17 protein-coding genes and 1 tRNA gene are annotated in these 17,506 nt (G+C 64.2%); 11 read left to right on the forward strand and 7 right to left on the reverse strand.

Going from position 1 to position 17,506, the window contains the following annotated elements; translation table 11 throughout:
* Positions 1-20 precede the first annotated feature (20 nt).
* Together U0L91_RS07305 and U0L91_RS07310 are read left to right on the forward strand one after the other, a co-directional pair.
* The gene (locus tag U0L91_RS07305; protein WP_330045657.1) at positions 21-2,030 is read left to right on the forward strand and encodes a hypothetical protein; all 2,010 of its coding nucleotides are present in this window, start codon (positions 21-23) and stop codon (positions 2,028-2,030) included.
* A complete protein-coding gene (locus U0L91_RS07310) occupies positions 2,027-2,677 on the forward strand; it encodes a hypothetical protein (protein WP_330045658.1) in 651 nt (216 codons plus the stop codon). Before U0L91_RS07305 ends, U0L91_RS07310 begins: the two co-directional genes overlap by 4 nt.
* On the opposite strand, the gene U0L91_RS07315 is transcribed toward U0L91_RS07310, so the two are convergent.
* The 5 genes from U0L91_RS07315 to U0L91_RS07335 all read right to left on the reverse strand — a co-directional run bounded on the left by U0L91_RS07315 (position 2,670) and on the right by U0L91_RS07335 (position 5,428).
* Positions 2,670-3,668, reverse strand: a complete 999-nt coding sequence (locus U0L91_RS07315; RefSeq protein ID WP_330045660.1) for a glycosyltransferase family 2 protein — start codon at positions 3,666-3,668, stop codon at positions 2,670-2,672. The two genes, U0L91_RS07310 and U0L91_RS07315, sit on opposite strands and share 8 nt — an antisense overlap.
* 15 nt (positions 3,669-3,683) lie before the next feature.
* Positions 3,684-4,058 carry a hypothetical protein gene (locus tag U0L91_RS07320; RefSeq protein WP_330045661.1) on the reverse strand — a complete coding sequence of 125 codons (375 nt, stop codon included), beginning with the start codon at positions 4,056-4,058 and terminating at the stop codon, positions 3,684-3,686.
* 12 nt (positions 4,059-4,070) lie between these two features.
* On the reverse strand, positions 4,071-4,499 hold the full coding sequence (locus U0L91_RS07325) for an Lrp/AsnC family transcriptional regulator (protein ID WP_330045663.1): 429 nt from the start codon (positions 4,497-4,499) through the stop codon (positions 4,071-4,073).
* A 353-nt stretch (positions 4,500-4,852) separates the two neighbouring features.
* Positions 4,853-5,185 (reverse strand): hypothetical protein, encoded by a 333-nt coding sequence (locus tag U0L91_RS07330; protein ID WP_330045665.1) that lies wholly within the window; start codon positions 5,183-5,185, stop codon positions 4,853-4,855.
* A gap of 39 nt (positions 5,186-5,224) precedes the next feature.
* Complete coding sequence (locus tag U0L91_RS07335; protein WP_330045667.1) at positions 5,225-5,428, reverse strand: helix-turn-helix domain-containing protein; 204 nt, start codon at positions 5,426-5,428, stop codon at positions 5,225-5,227.
* Positions 5,429-5,647: 219 nt separating this feature from the next.
* On the opposite strand from U0L91_RS07335, the gene U0L91_RS07340 reads away from it, so the two are divergent.
* Positions 5,648-5,983, forward strand: a complete 336-nt coding sequence (locus tag U0L91_RS07340) for a helix-turn-helix domain-containing protein (protein ID WP_330045669.1) — start codon at positions 5,648-5,650, stop codon at positions 5,981-5,983.
* Positions 5,984-5,991: 8 nt separating this feature from the next.
* On the forward strand, positions 5,992-6,426 hold the full coding sequence (locus U0L91_RS07345) for a hypothetical protein (RefSeq protein ID WP_330045671.1): 435 nt from the start codon (positions 5,992-5,994) through the stop codon (positions 6,424-6,426).
* A 53-nt stretch (positions 6,427-6,479) separates the two neighbouring features.
* On the opposite strand, the gene U0L91_RS07350 is transcribed toward U0L91_RS07345, so the two are convergent.
* Positions 6,480-6,555, reverse strand: a tRNA-Lys gene (locus U0L91_RS07350).
* Between the two features lie 173 nt (positions 6,556-6,728).
* On the opposite strand from U0L91_RS07350, the gene U0L91_RS07355 reads away from it, so the two are divergent.
* The 7 genes from U0L91_RS07355 (at position 6,729) to U0L91_RS07385 (ending at position 15,871) form a co-directional block, all read left to right on the forward strand.
* Complete coding sequence (locus U0L91_RS07355; RefSeq protein ID WP_330045673.1) at positions 6,729-7,487, forward strand: tRNA threonylcarbamoyladenosine dehydratase; 759 nt, start codon at positions 6,729-6,731, stop codon at positions 7,485-7,487.
* 78 nt (positions 7,488-7,565) lie between these two features.
* Positions 7,566-8,915 carry an MATE family efflux transporter gene (locus tag U0L91_RS07360; protein WP_330045675.1) on the forward strand — a complete coding sequence of 450 codons (1,350 nt, stop codon included), beginning with the start codon at positions 7,566-7,568 and terminating at the stop codon, positions 8,913-8,915.
* Between the two features lie 120 nt (positions 8,916-9,035).
* Positions 9,036-11,795 carry a GH25 family lysozyme gene (locus U0L91_RS07365; protein ID WP_330045677.1) on the forward strand — a complete coding sequence of 920 codons (2,760 nt, stop codon included), beginning with the start codon at positions 9,036-9,038 and terminating at the stop codon, positions 11,793-11,795.
* A gap of 81 nt (positions 11,796-11,876) precedes the next feature.
* Positions 11,877-13,487 carry an MBL fold metallo-hydrolase gene (locus U0L91_RS07370; protein ID WP_330045679.1) on the forward strand — a complete coding sequence of 537 codons (1,611 nt, stop codon included), beginning with the start codon at positions 11,877-11,879 and terminating at the stop codon, positions 13,485-13,487.
* Positions 13,488-13,501: 14 nt separating this feature from the next.
* The gene (locus U0L91_RS07375) at positions 13,502-14,809 is read left to right on the forward strand and encodes a hypothetical protein (protein ID WP_330045681.1); all 1,308 of its coding nucleotides are present in this window, start codon (positions 13,502-13,504) and stop codon (positions 14,807-14,809) included.
* A 24-nt stretch (positions 14,810-14,833) separates the two neighbouring features.
* Positions 14,834-15,373, forward strand: coding sequence for a DUF5662 family protein (locus U0L91_RS07380; protein WP_330045683.1), 540 nt, complete (start codon positions 14,834-14,836; stop codon positions 15,371-15,373).
* Positions 15,374-15,388: 15 nt separating this feature from the next.
* Positions 15,389-15,871, forward strand: a complete 483-nt coding sequence (locus U0L91_RS07385) for a YbaK/EbsC family protein (RefSeq protein WP_330045685.1) — start codon at positions 15,389-15,391, stop codon at positions 15,869-15,871.
* 109 nt (positions 15,872-15,980) lie between these two features.
* On the opposite strand, the gene uxaC is transcribed toward U0L91_RS07385, so the two are convergent.
* Positions 15,981-17,423, reverse strand: a complete 1,443-nt coding sequence (uxaC, locus tag U0L91_RS07390; RefSeq protein WP_330045687.1) for a glucuronate isomerase — start codon at positions 17,421-17,423, stop codon at positions 15,981-15,983.
* Between the last annotated feature and the right edge of the window lie 83 nt (positions 17,424-17,506).

A 17,506-nucleotide genomic window follows, 5' to 3' on the forward strand; every position in this document is an offset into this window, starting at 1 on the left:
TCCCGAAAGGAGCCCTGCCCATGGAACTGCTGTCTGTACTGATCGCCCTGGCGGTTCTGTTTCTGCTGTGCGCCTTTCTCACGCTGCGCGGCGGACTGCACGCCTCGCTGGCGCCCCTCACGGCGCTGGGCCTCATTGCGGCCTGGCTGACCGCCGCCGGCATGCTGGACTGCCTGCTGCCCGGCATGGTGGTGCTCTGGGCCGGCAGCGTGCTGCTCGGCGGATGGGCGCTGCTGCCCGTCCGGGGCCGCCGCCCCGACCTGCGCGCCCTGCTCAGCCCCGGCGCGATGCTCTTCTGGGCCATGGCGATCGCCTTTGCGGTCTATTTCTCGGTGCGGCAGCCGATGGCCACCGGCTACGATGAACTCAGCCTCTGGGCCACCGCCGTCAAGGTGACCAAGGAGGACAACCGCCTCTACTCGCTGGCCACGCTGGGCACGCCCTGGCCGGTCACCCAGAACCCCGGCCTGCCGCTGCTGTCCTATTTCTTCCAGTTCCTGGGCAGCTATGCCGACTGGAAAATCTATCTCGCCTACGATGTGCTGGCCTTTGCGGTGTATGCCGCGGTGCTCGGTGCCACCGGGTTCCGGCAGTACCGCACGGCGGTGCCGCTGGCGGCCATCTGCTGGTGTGCGCCCTGGTTCCTCACGGTGTACAACCACACCATCTACCTCGATACCACCTATATGACCGCCTACGGCGATGTCTCGGCCGGCCTGGTCATGGGCGGCGCGGTGGCGCTCTGGCTCGCGCTGCGCCGGACCGGCGGGCCCTGGTGGGCCGTGCTGCCGGTGCTGGCCCTGGCGGCCAACATCAAGGCCAATACCTTTGTGCTCTCGCTGGTGGCGGCGGGCCTCATCGCGGTGGACGCCTGGCTCTTTGCGGGCGGCCGGCGGCTGCTGCGCCGCACCGGCTTTGCGGCCCTCTGCTTTGCCGCCCCGATGGCGGTCTACTATTTCTGGAACGTCCGCTATGTCGGGATGCTCGTCGCCAAAAGTGCGGCCGAGGGCGGCACCGGCGAGACCAGCCAGCCCCTCTCGGCCATCGTGGTCAACGGCATCCGCATCCTGCTGGGCCAGCCGGTCGAGGGCTTCTATGCCGAGCGGCAGGACCAGTTCCTCGAGTCGGTCTCAGCGATGGGCCATCAGTTCTGGACCGCCGACGGCAAACTCAGCATGATCGGCCAGGGCCGCAACGTCGTGCTGCTCATCGCGGTGCTCTTTGTACTGGCCGCGCTGGCGGGCGGCCGCGCGGTGCGCCGCCGGACCGGCTGCATGGCGGTGCTCTCGCTGATCTGCTTCGGCGGGTACAACCTCGAACTGGCGCTGAGCTACGGCTTTATCTTCAAGGCCGGCCAGGGCCTGCTCGTGGATTATAACCGGTACATTTATACCTACTATATCGGTTGGTTCATCATCGCGCTGGCCTGGCTCAGCACGGCCCTGCAGGAACAGCCGCCGCGGCGCGCCGTGCAGCTCACCGGGCAGGGCGCGGTCCTGGCGCTGGCCGCCGTCATGCTGCTGCGGCTCCACTCGATGGTGCTGCCCCAGCTGTCGGTGCTCGGCTTCTCGGACAGCGAGTTCGCCGACAGAAAAACAGCCCGGGCCGAGGCGGCCCGGGTGTGTGCCTGTCTCCAGCCGGACGACAGGGTGTTTTATGTCAGCCAGGGGGACAACGGCGAAGGCTGGTTCTCCGCGGTGTTTGATTTCTATCCGATCCTGGTGGATTATTCCGGCGTCGGCGCCACCCAGGAGGGCGGCGGCGGTACCTTCGGTCTGCCCGAACTGGAACCGGAATCCGGCGTCAAGCAGCGGTATTATCACCCCTACACGGCCCAGCGCTTTGACGAGACACTGCGCGGCAACGGCTGCACCGTGCTGTACCTGCAAAAGATCGACGACATCTTTGTCGAGAGTTACGCCTCGCTCTTCACGGACGGCCTGGCCGCCGCGCAGGACGGCGAAACCGTGCTCTACCGTGTGACCGATCAGGGCTATGAACCGATGGAAATGGAGGCGGCTGCGCGATGAAATTCTCTTGCAAGCGTCTGGCCGCCCCGCTGGCCCGGCCCTGGGGTCTGCCGGCTCTGTGCTACCTGGCAGCGCTGCTCTTCTGGGTGGTGTCCGGCCTGGTCAGCCTGACGGGCGACACGATGGCCCGCGCCGACGGCTCGCTGCGTGAGCAGACGCTGACGGTGTCGGATTTCACCCTCAGCGAGCTGCAGGCCGGACCCGACGCCCGGCAGGTGGTGTCCACGGGCGGCGACCCGCAGATGCTGCTGGACAACCTCGGCGACCGGGTCGTGCGCACGCTGAGCTATACGGCGGAATTCGACGGTACCCCGCGGGAAATGTGCCTGTATTATACAACGGCGCCGGACCAGCCGTACAGCCAGGACCGGCGCGTTTTCCCCGAAGTGACCACCGGGGGCACCTATGTGTATACGCTGCCCCGGGGCCGGATCTGCTCGCTGCGTCTCGACCCCTGCAGCCCGGATGAAAACAAGACGGTGGGCATCACCTTTGATTCGCTCTGCCTCAACCGGGCCGATACGCTGCCGGGGGGCCTTGACTACCTGATCCCCTCGTGGTATCAGCTGTTCTGCCTGATCCTGCTCCCGGCACTCGCGGCCGCCGCCCTCGACTGGGTGCGCGCCTGCCTGCGCCGCGTCAGGTGATTTTCAGCGCCCGCTGTACCCGGTACACGAGGTACCGGAACACGCCGGCAATCATGCTGGCCTCGCACCACAGATAGCAGGGCAGGGCCCGCCAGCCCGGCCGGGGCTTGACCACCTTGGGCAGGGCGGCGCGCGCCTCGGCAAAGCCCTTGGCGTAATCGCTGCCGAACCCGCGATGGCGGAACATCGCGACTTTGAGCAGATACCCCAGCGTCATCGGCAGAAAATTCACGATCAGCATGGGCAGCGGCTGGTTCTTGTAGGGCAGCAGGATGCTGTTGCGCCCGCTCTGGATGCTCTTGAAGGGGTTGTAGCGCACCGCGCCGGTTGTGGCACCGCAGATGTGCCGGCACCGCGCGGTGGGGCAGTAGACGTTGCGGTACCCGAAATTGTTGGCCCGCCAGGACAGATCCACGTCCTCGTAGTAGGCAAAAAACAATTCGTCAAAAACGCCGATTTTATCCAGAATGGATTTTCTGTACAGCGCGGCGCCGCCGCAGGCCGAGAAGATCCGGCAGGGCCGGGTGTAGCGGCTGGCCCGCAGTCCGTCGCCCCGCTTGCAGGCAAAGCCCAGCAGGGTCATATAGTCGCCGGCATCGTCGGCCAGCTCGGGCTCATAGTAGCGCAGCATCAGGCTGGACACCGCAAAGATCCGGGGATCGGCGTCGGCGGTGCGCAGCAGCTCGGCCAGCCAGGTGGGCTCGGCAAAGGCGTCGTTGTTGAACAGCGCCATGTACTCGCCCCGGGCAATCGCAATGCCCTGGTTGACCGCATGGGAAAACCCGGTGTTTTCGGGGTTCTCGATCAGGGTGTAGCGGTCGCGGTATGGCCCCTCGGTGTAGGACCGGGCGATGGCCAGACTCTCGTCGGTGGAACCGTTGTCCACGACGATCAGCTCAAAGTCCTGCTCGGTCTGCGCCCAGATGGATTCGATGGAATCCCGGAGCCAGCCCGCCCCGTTCAGGTTGGGAATGATGACGCTGGCTTTCATCGCAGCATCCTCCTTTTACCAGTAATACCAGGTGGGAACCAGCAGCGGCCAGGCAGTCCGCAGCAGCCACAGCAACAGCAGCAGCACGATGTCGGTCAACAGCCGCCGGATCAGGTACGCCCGTGCCAGACGGCAGCGCTCGGGCAGAATCGTGTGGCCGGCCGCCCACACGCAGAGCACGATCAGCCCCACTACCGGGATGCCGCAGACCACCAGGGTCAGAAAATACTGCCCGGTGGTCATGGGCGGCGGGTCCTCGGGTTCAAGATACCGGGGCTCGGGCCGGCGGCTGCGCAGGCGGACCGGCGGCGGCAGCGGCGCCCCGCAGCGCGGGCAGACCTGGTCGCTGCCCAGCGGCGCCAGCAGCCCGCATTCACGACAAAAACGCATGGATTTTCCTCCTCACAGGCTCAGACGCCGGTCCAGCGGGGTGGCCAGGATGATCTGGGTGTTGGTGCTGCCCAGCTTCTGCAGCCGGGTCAGCAGGTGCTCCAGTTCATCAATGCTGGAACAGCTGGCCTTGACGATAAAGTTGTAAATCCCCGTGACACGGTAACATTGCAGGATCTGCGGTTCGTCCGCGATCATCCGCAAAAACTCCTCCCGCTCCGACGCGGCGGTCTGAATCGAGATCAGCGCCTGGACGCGGCCCTCCTCGCCGGGATGGTGCAGCAGCACCGTGTACCCGCCGATGACGCCCTCCTGCTCCAGACGATGGATGCGGCTGGAGACGGCGGGACTGGTCAGATTGACCTGCTGGGCAATCTCCTTGACAGGCATCCGGGCGTTGTGCAGCATCAGCCGAATGATTTTACTGTCGAGTTCATCCATAAGTCGTACCTTTCTGTCACTTTTGGTCAATGAGCACAAAAAAAATAAAAATTACCAAAATATCCCTGTAAGACTTTACAAAAACAACAAATTGGCCTTTTTGGTAGTGAAATGTGAATTTTTTAAAGTCATCTTCAAAATATTATAATAAAACAAAAAAGAAATTGCAACCCTGCCGTTTGACATTTTAAGAAATAAAGCTATAATAAAATCATAACGAAAACGGAACGCGCCTCGGGCGCCGGTTCCGACGTTATCTTCCCAATGACATCTTCTGACCTTTATATACTTTCCCACCCCTCTATGCACAAAAACCCGCTGAAAAGCGGGTTTTTGTGTTTCAGGGGATTTTTTTATGCCTCCAGCAGGCCGTAGGCCTCGGCGACGCGGTAGATGAAGTCCCGGTGCCACCGCTTGGCCGTGATGTACGAGATGTACACCTGCCCGGCCGCCCCCTCCAGGGTATACCGGTTGTTGCGGTTCCAGTAGGTCAGCCGGATCAGCCGCAGCCGCTCCTCGCCGGTGTCCATGGCCCGGGTCACGGCGACGGCCTGTTCCACCGCCTGCAATTCCCGCCGGTTCACCGCCGCCAGCGTCTGACCCGCCCCGGCCCGCGCCCGCAGCTCGGGAAACCGCCGGACCATCCCCTTCGCATAGCTCCACCAGTCATAATGCGGTGTGCTCATCGCAGCATCCTCCCTTCCGACAAACAGGAACAGTCCGTATTATCGGACGTTCTCGATGCTAGAATGAGGTGACGGATGGGTCCGGCGCCGCTGTTCAAACCGGACCAGATCCTCTTCGCTCACCCGATAATCCCGTCCCAGCCGGATGGCCTCCAGCATGCCGCCCCGGATCCACTCCCGGACCGTCAGCGGGCTGACGCCGTACCGTTCGGCCACCTGTGCGCAAGTATACAGTTTCTCCATCTTTGTTCTCCCTTCTTTGTGCAGGTTTGCAGTTGTCTTTGCCTCGGTTTTGTGATATTATGGCTTTGTTAGGTAATCCTATGAAAAGCCGGAATATCTCGGAAACCTGAGCTGTACAGACAGAATAGCATGGAAAACCGAGAAAGTCAAGGACAATAAACTCAATTTTCCGAGATAACGGCCTGTTTCGTGGATCTGCACAAAATTGGAGGCAAGGTTATGTACAGTATTTTTGAGCGCCTGCTCGCGGAGCATGGGACCACGGCCTACCGGGTGGCCAAGGAGACCGGTATTTCCACAGCGACCCTGACCGACTGGAAGAAGGGGCGCAGCACGCCCAAGGTGGACAAGCTGCAGAAGATTGCCGATTATTTCGGGGTCAGCCTGGACTACCTGTGCGGCAAGACCGACGAGCCCAACCCGCCGGATCTGCTGGATGAGATCGACGTGGGATTTTACGGCGAGTACCGCGAACTGAGCGAGGACGACAAGGAAGCGGTCCGCGATTTTGTGCGCGTGATGCGGGAGCGTCGGGCCAGACAGAAACAGGAGTAAGGAAGCCAATGTTCGAGCTTTCGGATTTTTACGATTACTGCAAACAGAATCAGGTGGACGTCATTCCGTTCAACCGGCTGCCCACGCCGGCCATGACGGTGCGGGACGGCGGCAGGTATGCGGTGGGGCTGAACATGCAGCGCATCCGCACAACCCGGCTGCTGCGCACCGCCGCCATGCACGAAAACGGGCATCTGCGCACCGGGGCGCTGCACAAGGTGGTCAGCCCCTATCAGATCGTCGCCCAGGCCGAGCACAAGGCGGACGCCGACTCGTTCCGGCAGTATCTGCCGCCCGAGGAGCTGCAGGCCGCGATGCGGGCCGGCTACACCGAGCCCTGGCAGCTGGCCGAATACTTTGACCTGGAGGAGTCCTATATCCGGAAAGCGCTGGCCTACTGGACCGAATGCCGCGGCGTGGATTTCAACCGGGACCCGGGGTAAACGCCGCACAACAAACAGAAAAAAGGCCGTGTCGGAAACCGACACGGCCTTTCTGGTGCGCCCGCGGGAGCTCGAATCCCGGACACCCTGATTAAAAGTCAGGTGCTCTGCCAACTGAGCTACGGGCACAGATAACACTGCTCTATACAGCTTATCTATTATAACAGGGCAGCGCCGGATTGTCAATGCTTTTTTTGCACCGCGGCGGGGACTTGTACAGGCTCGGCGGCATGGTATATAATAACGGCGAGACCGGGCGGCACCGCTGCCCGCAAAACCGAAACCAACAGGGGGAGACAGGAATGGAAGCGATGCGTGAACAGGAAAACCGGACCCGGCGGCTGCTGGGCCGTGCGGCGCTGGAGGTGCTGCACGGCGCCCATGTGGCGGTGTTCGGGGTCGGCGGCGTGGGCGGCCATGCCGCCGAGGTGCTGGTGCGCAGCGGGGTGGGGCAGATCAGCCTCTTCGATGCCGACACCGTGGCCCCGAGCAACCTGAACCGGCAGATTGTGGCCCTTCATTCCACGCTGGGACGCTATAAAGTGGATGTGATGGCGGAGCGTGCCCGCGACATCAACCCCGAAATCCGCGTCAATGCCTGCCGTCTGTTCTACAGCGAGGAGACCGCCGACCAGGTGGATGTGACGGCCTTCGACTATGTGCTGGACTGCATCGACACGGTCAGCGCCAAACTGCTGCTCATCGAGCGGTGCCGCGCGGCGCAGGTGCCCATTCTGTGCAGCATGGGGGCCGCCAACAAGCTGGACCCGATGGCCTTCCGGGTGGCGGACCTCTCCCGCACGGCGGTGGACCCGCTGGCCCGGGTGGTGCGGCTGGGCTGCCGCCGCCGCGGCATCACCGGCGTCAAGGTGGTGTACTCGGAGGAACCGCCGCTGCCGCCGCTGCCGGAAGAGCAGGACGACGGCGAGACCCCCGCCGCGGGCCGCCGCGCCGTGCCGGCCTCCAACGCCTTTGTGCCGGCCGCCTGCGGTCTGCTGATGGGCCGCGAGGCGCTGCATGATCTGCTGGCTGCCCACGGCCTGTGGCGCGGCACAAAATAAACAGACTGGAATATTCTTATAAAATATTACGGAATATTACGGATTGAAAAAATCCGAACGAGGAGCCGGACTGCGACGATGCAAAAGCAAAGACAAGCGAGAACACAGGACCTGACGGCGGGGCCGATCACCTCCACGATGCTGCGGTTTGCCGGGCCGATGATCCTGGGCAACCTGCTGCAGCAATGCTATAACCTGGCCGATACCCTGATCGTGGGGCGGTTCCTCGGGCCCGATGCCCTGGCGGCAGCGGGCTCGGCCTATACGCTGATGACCTTCCTGAACTCGGTGCTCATCGGGCTCTGCATGGGCAGCGGCACGGTGTTCTCGCTGCATTTCGGCAGCAAGGATCTGAAAAATCTGCGCAACAGCGTCTTTCTATCCTTCACGGGCATCGGGGCACTGGCGGTGGTCATGCAGGGCGCGGCCTTCCTCGCGCTGGACGCCATCCTGCGGCTGCTCCAGGTGCCGGCATCGGTCTACCCCCTGATGCGGGACTATGTGCAGGTGATCTTCTTCGGCATTGTGTTTGTCTTTCTGTACAACTACTTTGCCTTCCTGCTGCGGGCCGTCGGGGACTCCTTCACGCCGCTGTGCTTCCTGGGCGCGGCCGCGGTGGGCAACATCGCCCTCGACCTGTTCTTTGTCGTCGGGCTGGAGGCCGGCATCGCCGGGGCCGCCTGGGCGACCGTCCTGGCGCAGGCCCTGTCCGGCGTCGGGCTGGGCATCTTTGCCTGGCTGCGCTGCCCGACGCTCCGCCCCCGCCGCGCCGACTGCACCGTGACCGCCCCCGCTGCCCGGCGGGTGGCCTGGTTCTCGGCCGCGGCCTGCGTGCAGCAGTCCGTCATGAATTTCGGCATCCTGATGGTCCAGGGCCTTGTGAACAGCTTCGGTTCCGCCGTCATGGCGGCCTTTGCGGCGGGTGTCAAGATTGACTCCTTCGCCTACATGCCGGCCCAGGAATTCGGCAACGCCTTCTCGCTGTTCATCTCGCAGAACCACGGCGCGGGCCGGCAGGACCGCGTCCGGCGGGGAACCCGCAGCGCCGTTATCGTCACCGCGGTTTTCTGCGCCGCGGTCTCCCTCTTTGTCTTTGAGGCCGCCCCGCTGCTCATGCAGATCTTCATCGCGCCCGACCAGACCGCCATCCTCTCGATCGGCGTCGGCTATCTGCGGGTGGAGGGCGCTTTCTACTGCGGCATCGGTCTGCTCTTCCTGTGGTACGGCTATTTCCGCGGCGTCGGCCGGCCCGAAATGTCGCTGGTCCTCACCGTCATCTCGCTGGGCACCCGCGTCGCGCTGGCCTATGCGGCGGCGCCGGGCTTCGGCGTTACGGCCATCTGGTGGGCGGTGCCCATCGGCTGGGGTCTGGCCGACCTCGCGGGCTGGTGGGCCTACCGCCGCCCCCGCCGGTCGGAAAACCGGTGAAATTTACAGATTCCCTGCCTCTGCATGATTGTAATTTGTTCAACAAAATGGTACCATATTCTTAAATGGAAGTTTTACCGCACCCCGGCGCGGGTGCAGAACAGACGGGAAAAAACAGTTATGGAACACCAGAAACATCCGAATTCCTCCAACCGGCAGCCGCCCAATCCGGCCCCGAAACCTTCCGGCGCCGTGCCGCCCTCCGGCACCCCCGGCAAGGCCCCGGCCCCGAAACAGACTGGCGCGGTGCCGCCTTCCGGCACGCCCGGCAAGACCCCGAACCCCGGTCAGCAGCCTTACCGCGCCCGGCGCCGGGCCGATCCGGCCGCCCGCGCGGCACGCCGCCGCCGGCAGCGCCGTGCCCGGCTGGTGCTGGCGGCCTCGGTGCTGGCCGTGGTCGTGCTGCTGGTCGTGATTGTGCTTGTGGCCTGCAACCGCGGCCCCAAGGCCCCGGCGGTCATTGACCCCGGCACCTCGGCGGGCGCGTGGGCCAAGAACGAGGCCGGCTACTTCTTCAACGATGTGGGCGAGCCGATCCTGGCCGCCACCAAAAAGGGCATCGACGTGAGCAAATATCAGGGCGAGGTGGACTGGGAGAAAGCCCAGGCCGCCGGCGTCGAGTTTGCGATGATCCGCTGCGGCTACGGCAGCGAGTGGAACGGCACCGGCGACTATGCCCAGGACGATGAGCAGTGGCGCCGCAATGCCGACGAATGTACCCGGCTGGGAATTCCGTTCGGCACCTATCTGTATTCCTATGCCACGACGGAGGAACAGGCCCGGTCGGAGGCGGAGCATGTGGCCCGGCTGCTGGGCCTGGTGGCGCCGCCCTACGAGGGACTGGACGACTATACGGCCTCGCCCTATCAGCTGTCCTATCCGGTCTACTACGACCTCGAGGACAAGGCCATCACGGGGCTGTATCCCGACGAGATGGCCCATCTGACCGAGGTGTTCTTTGACCGGCTCAAGGAACTGGGCTACCAGGGCGAGGAGGGCATCTATGCCTCGCTGAACTGGACGCGGGGCCGCCTGACCGACCCGGCCTTTGACCGCTGGCGGGACAATCTGTGGATTGCCCGGTTCAACTCGACGCTGGACTATACGGGGTCCTATGCGATCTGGCAGAGCACCTACACCGAGCCCGGCGCCAAGTACGGCGTCCAGAGCGAGACGGTGGATGTCGACTTTGTCATGGAGGAGCTGACCGTCACCGGCCTGGCCGAGACCCCCAAGGAGGGTGCCGTCAACCCGACCTTCACCAACGACACCTATAAAAACGAACTCTGGCTGCCCAAGGCCAAGACCTCCGCCACCCTGACCGTCGATGCGCCGCAGGCCACGGAGGAGGGACAGAAGATCTTCTGGACCAGCGACAACGAATCCGTTGCCACCGTCAACCGCAACGGCAAGGTCACGGCCCGCGGCGACGGTCAGTGCACCGTCACGGCCGCGCTGGCCGACGGACGCCAGACGGCCAGCATCACGGTCCGCGTCGGCGGGATCACCGTGCCGGTCTACGTCACCGGCAACCTGGCCGGCCGGGTGGACAACGGCGAATCCAGCCTGGCCGACCTGGCCGCGCTCAAGGCCTCCGACCCCGACGCCATCCTGGTGGATGCGGGCGGCAGCCTGCAGGGCACGGCCCGCGCCAGCCTGACCGGCGGCATGGACATGACCAGCGCCTTCGCGGCGGCCGGGTATGACCTGCAGGCCTTCGGCGCGTCGGATCTGGCCTACGGCAGCGAGCGCCTGACCGAGAACGTCGTCACGGCCAGCGGTCCCTCCCTGGCGGCCAACCTGCTCACCGAAGCCGGGGACCCGCTGCTGGCCCGCACCACCTGCTGGAGCCGCAACCGCATCTCCAACGGCATGAACTATATTGTGCAGCAGGCCGGCAAAAAGATCGGCTTCTTTGCGCTGTGCATCACGGGCAGCGCGGTCCACGCCGACGGCCTTGTGGCCGCTGACCTGGCGATGACCGCCTCCGAACAGGTGGCGGCGCTGCAGGCCGAGGGCGCCGATGCCATCGTCTGCATTGCCGCGCCGGGCACCGATGTCTCGGGCATCCGGGACAGCCTGGCCCAGCTGGGCGTCTGCGCCATCCTGGACGGCAGCCGCACGGCCGACGCCGGGTCGGACAACGGCAGCCCCGTCCTGGTCACGGCCGGCGCGGGCTGGGACGGCATCGGCAAGGTGGAACTGCACTTTGACGCCAACGGCGGCGTCACGGCCAGCACCGACCTGATCACCTCCGAGCAGCTCAAGTCCGCCCGCGGCAGCTATACCGACGAACAGCAGGCCGCCTACGACAGCGCCTTCACCGGCCTGCAGAAACTCGCCGACGGCGACGAGGAGGTCCGCGCCCAGAAACTCTTCACCTTTGCCGAGAACGAGACCGCCTCCAAGACGATCAGCTTTGCGAACTATGTGGCCTCCTTCTACCTGGCCCTCGCGGAGGGTGACCGCGCCAACTGGCCGGCCGACGCCACAGACCTGCCGGTGGTGGCGCTTGCGGGCGGCGTGACCGAGCTGAGCTACGGCGACATCACCCGCGGCGCGCTCTGCGATGCCCTGCCGTCCAGCCAGCAGCTGCTGCTGGTCCGCACGACCTCCGCCGCGGTGGCCGACCTGATCGACAGCGGCAATTTTGTGCGCCCCTACGAGGAGAGCCTCACGGCCTATGAACCTACCGACGGCGATGTGCTGCTGGTGACCAACAGTGCGACGCTGGACGTCCTGACCGACGATGCCCAGGTCCTGCGGGACTACGGCGACGTATTCTGGGATGTCCGGATGAATATCAATGACCTGACCAATAATTTCACCGTACCCTTTACGCTGCCCGAAGCGCCTCAGCGCGGAGCCGGCCGAAAATGAGCCCCGCGCCGGCTCTGCCGGCAGAAGGTCCGAACCCGATCCTCGGGGGACAACCCCCGCCCTGTAAGAGAGGTACTCTCCATGAAGCTGACATTTTTGGGCGCCGCCCGCGAAGTGACGGGCAGCTGTACACTCATTGAGACCAACGGGCATACCTTTCTGGTGGACTGCGGCATGGAACAGGGCCGCGATGTCTACGAGAACGCCGATCTCCCCTGCGCCCCCGGCGAGATCGAGGCCGTGCTGCTGACCCATGCCCACATTGACCATTCCGGGCGCATCCCGTATCTGTACAAGAACGGGTTCCGCGGCCCGATCTACGCCACCGACGCCACCACCGACCTGTGCGAGATCATGCTCAAGGATTCGGCGCATATCCAGGAACAGGAGGCCGATTGGAAAAACCGCAAGGCCCAGCGCAGCGGCCGGGACCTTGTCGAGCCGGACTACACGGTGGCGGATGCCGACGCCGTCATGCACCAGTTCCTGCCCCAGCACTACGGCGTGCCGGTCGAGGTGTTCCCCGGCGTTGTGGCGGACTTCACCGATGTCGGCCATCTGCTGGGCAGCGCCTCCATCACCCTCAAGGTGACCGAGAACGGCCTGACCCGCACCGTCGTCTTTTCGGGCGACATCGGCAACCTGCATCAGCCGCTGATCCGCGACCCCGACTATCTGACCCGGGCGGACTTCGTCGTCATGGAATCCACCTACGGCGACCGCAGCCACGGCCCCCGGCCGGACTATGTGGGCGACCTGACCCGGATTCTGCAGGAAACCTTTGACCGGGGCGGCAATGTCGTCATCCCGAGCTTTGCGGTGGGCCGCACCCAGGAACTGCTCTACTTCATCCGGCAGATCAAGGCGGAGGGCCGCATCCACGGCCACGACGACTTCCCGGTTTTTGTGGACAGTCCGCTGGCCAGCAAGTCCACAACGATTTTCCGGGAAAACTTCAGCGAATGCTATGACGCCGAGGCCCTGGCCCTCATCCGCAACGGTGAGAACCCGCTGAGCTTCCCCGGCCTGCACATCAGCGAGACCAAGGAGGACTCCGTCGCCATCAACCTGGACCAGACCCCCAAGGTCATCATCTCGGCCTCCGGCATGTGCGACGCCGGCCGGATCCGCCATCATCTCAAGCACAACCTCTGGCGCAAGGAATGTACCATCCTCTTTGTGGGATTCCAGTCGGTCGGCACGCTGGGCCGTGCCCTGCTGGAAGGCGCCGACGAGGTCAAGCTGTTCGGCGAGGAAATCCAGGTCAACGCGCAGATCTGCCAGCTGGGCGGCCTGTCCGGCCACGCCGACCGCGAGGGCCTGCTCACCTGGATTGAGCATTTTGACCCAAAACCCCGCTATGTTTTTGTGAACCATGGCGAGGATGCCGTGGCCGATGGCTTTGCCCGGGAACTGACGGCCCGGGGCATCCCGGCCGAAGCCCCCTACAACGGCGCCTGCTACGAGCTGACCGAGGACGGCGTGGCGATGCTGCAGCAGGGCAACCGCAAACCCATCGAGCGCGGCGAGACCCAGCCCGGCAAGGCCCGCACCAGCGCGGCGTTTGAGCGGCTGGTCAATATGGGCAAGCGGCTCATGGTGGTCATCGAACACAACCGCGGCGGGGCCAACAAGGACCTGGCCCGCTTTGCCAGCCAGATCAACAGCCTGTGCGACAAATGGGACCGCTGAAAGAGAGTGGAAGATTGAAAACTGCAGGATGGGGCGCGCGGCTGCGCGCCCTGCTTCTCGTCGCTGCGATGCTGCTGCTCAGCGTGGGCCTCACGCTGTGGCGGCATAACGGCAGCGGATACCTGACCGGTTTCTGGGACAATGCCTCCCAGACGCTGGTCTTTGGCCGGATGCTCCAGATGCAGCAGGATCAGAGCAGTCCCGGCGGCTTTATGGGCGTCTACACCGAGGACTGGAGCGATGACAGCAACCGGACGATGTACCGGGACAACACCCCGGTCACGCCGGATCAGTTCCACGCCTACACCCACCAGTCCGGCCTGCAGGGCACGGCGCTGGGCCTACTGAACAAGGTTTATTCGGTCTTTGAGGACGACGGTGCCGCGCGGGAAACCCTGCTCTACACCACCAACAGCGTGCTGTTCTACCTGGTCACGCTGCTGGTCTGCTGGGGGGTGCGCCGCGGCATGGGCAATCTGGCGGCGCTGGCCTGGCTGGCCGCCGCCGTTTTTGCGCCCTGGCCCCAGCGCGGCATGAAGGATCTGTACTGGTGCCTCTGGACCTGGCTGCTGCCGGCGCTGGCGGGGCTGGCGCTGTGTGCGGCGGTGCGCCGCGGCCGGCCGCTGGGCCGGTACCTGGCCGCCGTCTTTGCGGCCTGCCTGCTGCGCTGTATGTGCGGCTTTGAATTCATTTCGGTGTTTCTGATCCTCTGCGAGATGCCGCTGGTCTGGTGCTGGGCCCGGGACCTGTGTTCCGGCCGCCCGGCTGCGGCCTGGCTGGGCCGGATGGTGCGCACCGGTCTGGCCGCCGTCGGCGGTGTGGCCGCGGCGCTGGCCGTCTGGTTCGCGCAGGGGTGGCTGTATTTCGGCACCGCCGCCCGGAGCTGGCAGAACCTCACCGCCGCCGTCACAAGCCGCGTCAGCCTGACGGACGGCGTGGTCGGGGACGTGACGGTGGGTCAGGTGCTGTACCGCTACCTCGTCGAGGTCCGGGAACCGCTGCTGCAGTTCGGGCCCGTCACGGTCACGCTCTGGCCGCTGACGGCTGCCGTCGCGGCGGCGTTTGTGCTGTGTGCCGCCGTCCTGGCGGCGCGGCATCGCCGGGCATCGCCGGTGCTGGTCCCGGCCGCGCTCTGCTGGGCCCTCAGCTTTGCGGCGCCGCTGTCCTGGATGGTGCTGTCCAAGGTGCACGCCTATGTCCATCTGCACCTTGTGCCGATGCTGTGGCATTTTGCCTATGTCCCGTGCAGCTGCGCCCTGCTGGCGTTCCTGGTCAGCCGCGCGGTGCGGGAACTGGTCCGCCCGGCCGCGGACTCCATCTGATTTCCGAGAGGGGAGGGGAAAGCCTTGTGGCACCCCATCAAACATTATAAAACGATTCATCATCACAAAATGCTGGTGCTGCGCAACTGCTTCCGGTGTGGGCTGTACTGGCAGGGGCTGACCCACGACCTGAGCAAGCTCTCGCCGGTGGAGTTCCTGGCGGGCGCCAAGTACTGGCAGGGAACCTGCAGCCCCAACAACGCCCAGCGCCGCGCCGAGGGGTATTCGGCGGCCTGGCTGCACCATAAGGGGCGCAACCGCCACCATCTGGAATACTGGATTGACTACGCCCCCGACGGCGATCACGCCATGACGGGGATGCGGATGCCGGAACGCTATGTGGCCGAGATGGTCTGCGACCGGATTGCCGCGAGCAAGAATTACAAGGGCGATGCCTACACCGACGCCACGGCGTGGGAGTACTACGCGCACAGTCGGGACCATTACCTGCTCCATCCCGAGACCCGGGAACAGCTGGAAACCTGTCTGAAAATTCTGCGCGATCAGGGCGAGGACGCCTGTTTTCACTATATCCGTACCGTGCTGCTGGGAAAGCCGGACTGAGGGGGAGAAGAAGTTATGTCGATAGAGGCTGTCAAAGAGGATCTGGCACAGCGGGGACTGGCCGACCGTGTCATAGAATTTGATGCCAGTTCGGCCACCGTCGCGCAGGCCGCGGCGGACCTGGGCTGCGAGGAGGCGCGGATCGCCAAGACGATGGCCTTCCTGGTCAACGGCGGGGCGGTGCTGGTGGTCATGGCCGGTGACGGCAAGGTGGACAATGCGCGCTACAAGGCGCAGTTCCACACCAAGGCCGTCATGATCCGCCCCGATGAGCTGCCCGCACGGGTGGGGCATCCGATGGGCGGCGTCTGCCCCTTTGCTTTGCCCGACGGGGTACCGGTCTATCTGGACGAGAGCCTGCGCCGCTTTTCCGTCGTCTACCCGGCGGCGGGCACGGCCAGCTCCGCCGTCCGCCTGACGGTGCCCGAGCTGGAAGGGGCGGTCAGCCACTTTGCGGGCTGGGTGGATCTGGCCAAGGGCTGGCGGACCGAGGACTGAGAAGGCCGCCTGGCCTGATGCAATACAAAAAACGGCGCGGACGGCAGTCATACCGTCCGCGCCGTTTCTCATGCGCAGAAATTCCGCAGTCCGGACAGATCCCGGGAAATTACAGGCGGAAATACCGTTTGGCGTTGTAGTAGCTGATGCCCTCGACGATCTTCTTGAGCGAAGCCTCGTTGGCGGGATACTGGCCGTTCTCGACCCAGTTGCCGATCAGGTTGCACATCAGGCGGCGGAACAGCTCGTGGCGGGTGTAGCTCAGGAAGCTGCGGCTGTCGGTCAGCATGCCGATGAAGTTGCCCAGCAGGCCCAGACGCGCCAGCGTCTTCATCTGCTGATACATGCCGTCGTCGGTGTCGCAGAACCACCAGGCGGAGCCCAGCTGGATCTTGCCGGGAACCTCGTCGTCCTGGAAGGCGCCCAGAATGGTGCCCAGCATGTCAAAGTCGGCGGGGTTCAGGCTGTACAGGATGACCTTGGGGCACTCGTCGGTCTCGGTCAGCTTGCTCAGCAGGCTGCTGATGGAGGCGCTGCCGTCCGTCACGGCGATCATATCGTAGCCGGTATCGGGGCCGAGCTTGCGGTACATCTTCTGGTTGACGTTGCGCAGGCAGCTGTAATGAATCTGCATCACAACGTTGTATTTCTTGTACAGACGGCCCAGGGCCAGCAGCAGGTAGGTCGTGTAGGCATCGCCCTCGGCCTGGGTCAGCGGCTCGCCGGCCATCGCCTTCTTGAAGGCGGCGGTCGCCTTGTCGGCGTCGGTCTCGACATACGGCACATAGTCCAGGCCGTGGTCGGAGGCACGGCAGCCCATCTCCACAAAGAACTGCAGACGCTCGTCCAGCGCCTTGACAACGCAGTCGGCGCAGGCGAAGGTGCGGCCCACCACGCCTTCCAGCTTGTGGATGTAGTCGGCAAAGCCTTCCTTGCGGATGTTCAGCGCCTTGTCGGGACGGAAGGAGGGCGCCACAACCACCTTGATGGAGGGGTCTTCCTTGATCTTCTTGTGCCAGATCAGGTCGTCAGCGGGGTCATCGGTGGTGCCGACCATCGCGACGTTGCTCTGCTCGATCAGGCCGCGGACCGTCATCTTGGGATCATGCTGCAGCTTGTCGTTGCAGAGGTTCCACACTTCCTCGGCGGTGTCGCCGTTGAGGACACCTTCATAGCCGAAGTACTTCTTCAGCTCCAGATGGCACCAGGTGTACATCGGGTTGCCGATGGCCATTTCCAGCGCCTCGGCAAACTTCTGGAACCGCTCACGGTCGGGTTTGTCGCCGGTGATGTACTCTTCGGGCACGCCGTTGGAGCGCATGACACGCCACTTGTAGTGGTCGCCGAAGTAGTAGTCCGACCCGTCGGCCAGGACCTGATGGCCGCCCAGCCAGACCTGTGCGATATTCTCAAACCGGCGGTCCTCATAGATCTCCTGCGGGGGAATATGGCAGTGATAGTCCACAATGGGCAGCTTTTCGGCATAATCATGGTAAAGATGCTGTGCGGTAGGGGTCTCCAACAGGAAATCCTTGTCCATAAATGCTTTCATAATACGGCTCCTTTGCTGATGTTTGTCGGGACAAACAGCACCGATCATGCGCTGTCCTGACGGATGAATAGAACATAAGCTGA

The sequence above is a fragment of the Gemmiger sp. genome (assembly GCF_036306485.1).
In the GTDB taxonomy this organism is placed as follows: domain Bacteria; phylum Bacillota; class Clostridia; order Oscillospirales; family Ruminococcaceae; genus Gemmiger.

What these genes read in the sequence shown, in the direction of transcription:
- U0L91_RS07325 (WP_330045663.1), bottom strand. Translation starts at nt 4,499, where the DNA reads ATGGATGAACTCGACAGTAAAATCATTCGGCTGATGCTGCACAACGCC.
- U0L91_RS07385 (WP_330045685.1), top strand. Translation starts at nt 15,389, where the DNA reads ATGTCGATAGAGGCTGTCAAAGAGGATCTGGCACAGCGGGGACTGGCC.
- U0L91_RS07360 (WP_330045675.1), top strand. Translation starts at nt 7,566, where the DNA reads ATGCAAAAGCAAAGACAAGCGAGAACACAGGACCTGACGGCGGGGCCG.
- U0L91_RS07330 (WP_330045665.1), bottom strand. Translation starts at nt 5,185, where the DNA reads ATGAGCACACCGCATTATGACTGGTGGAGCTATGCGAAGGGGATGGTC.
- U0L91_RS07345 (WP_330045671.1), top strand. Translation starts at nt 5,992, where the DNA reads ATGTTCGAGCTTTCGGATTTTTACGATTACTGCAAACAGAATCAGGTG.
- U0L91_RS07335 (WP_330045667.1), bottom strand. Translation starts at nt 5,428, where the DNA reads ATGGAGAAACTGTATACTTGCGCACAGGTGGCCGAACGGTACGGCGTC.
- U0L91_RS07365 (WP_330045677.1), top strand. Translation starts at nt 9,036, where the DNA reads ATGGAACACCAGAAACATCCGAATTCCTCCAACCGGCAGCCGCCCAAT.
- uxaC (WP_330045687.1), bottom strand. Translation starts at nt 17,423, where the DNA reads ATGAAAGCATTTATGGACAAGGATTTCCTGTTGGAGACCCCTACCGCA.
- U0L91_RS07310 (WP_330045658.1), top strand. Translation starts at nt 2,027, where the DNA reads ATGAAATTCTCTTGCAAGCGTCTGGCCGCCCCGCTGGCCCGGCCCTGG.
- U0L91_RS07370 (WP_330045679.1), top strand. Translation starts at nt 11,877, where the DNA reads ATGAAGCTGACATTTTTGGGCGCCGCCCGCGAAGTGACGGGCAGCTGT.
- U0L91_RS07320 (WP_330045661.1), bottom strand. Translation starts at nt 4,058, where the DNA reads ATGCGTTTTTGTCGTGAATGCGGGCTGCTGGCGCCGCTGGGCAGCGAC.
- U0L91_RS07305 (WP_330045657.1), top strand. Translation starts at nt 21, where the DNA reads ATGGAACTGCTGTCTGTACTGATCGCCCTGGCGGTTCTGTTTCTGCTG.
- U0L91_RS07315 (WP_330045660.1), bottom strand. Translation starts at nt 3,668, where the DNA reads ATGAAAGCCAGCGTCATCATTCCCAACCTGAACGGGGCGGGCTGGCTC.
- U0L91_RS07340 (WP_330045669.1), top strand. Translation starts at nt 5,648, where the DNA reads ATGTACAGTATTTTTGAGCGCCTGCTCGCGGAGCATGGGACCACGGCC.
- U0L91_RS07355 (WP_330045673.1), top strand. Translation starts at nt 6,729, where the DNA reads ATGGAAGCGATGCGTGAACAGGAAAACCGGACCCGGCGGCTGCTGGGC.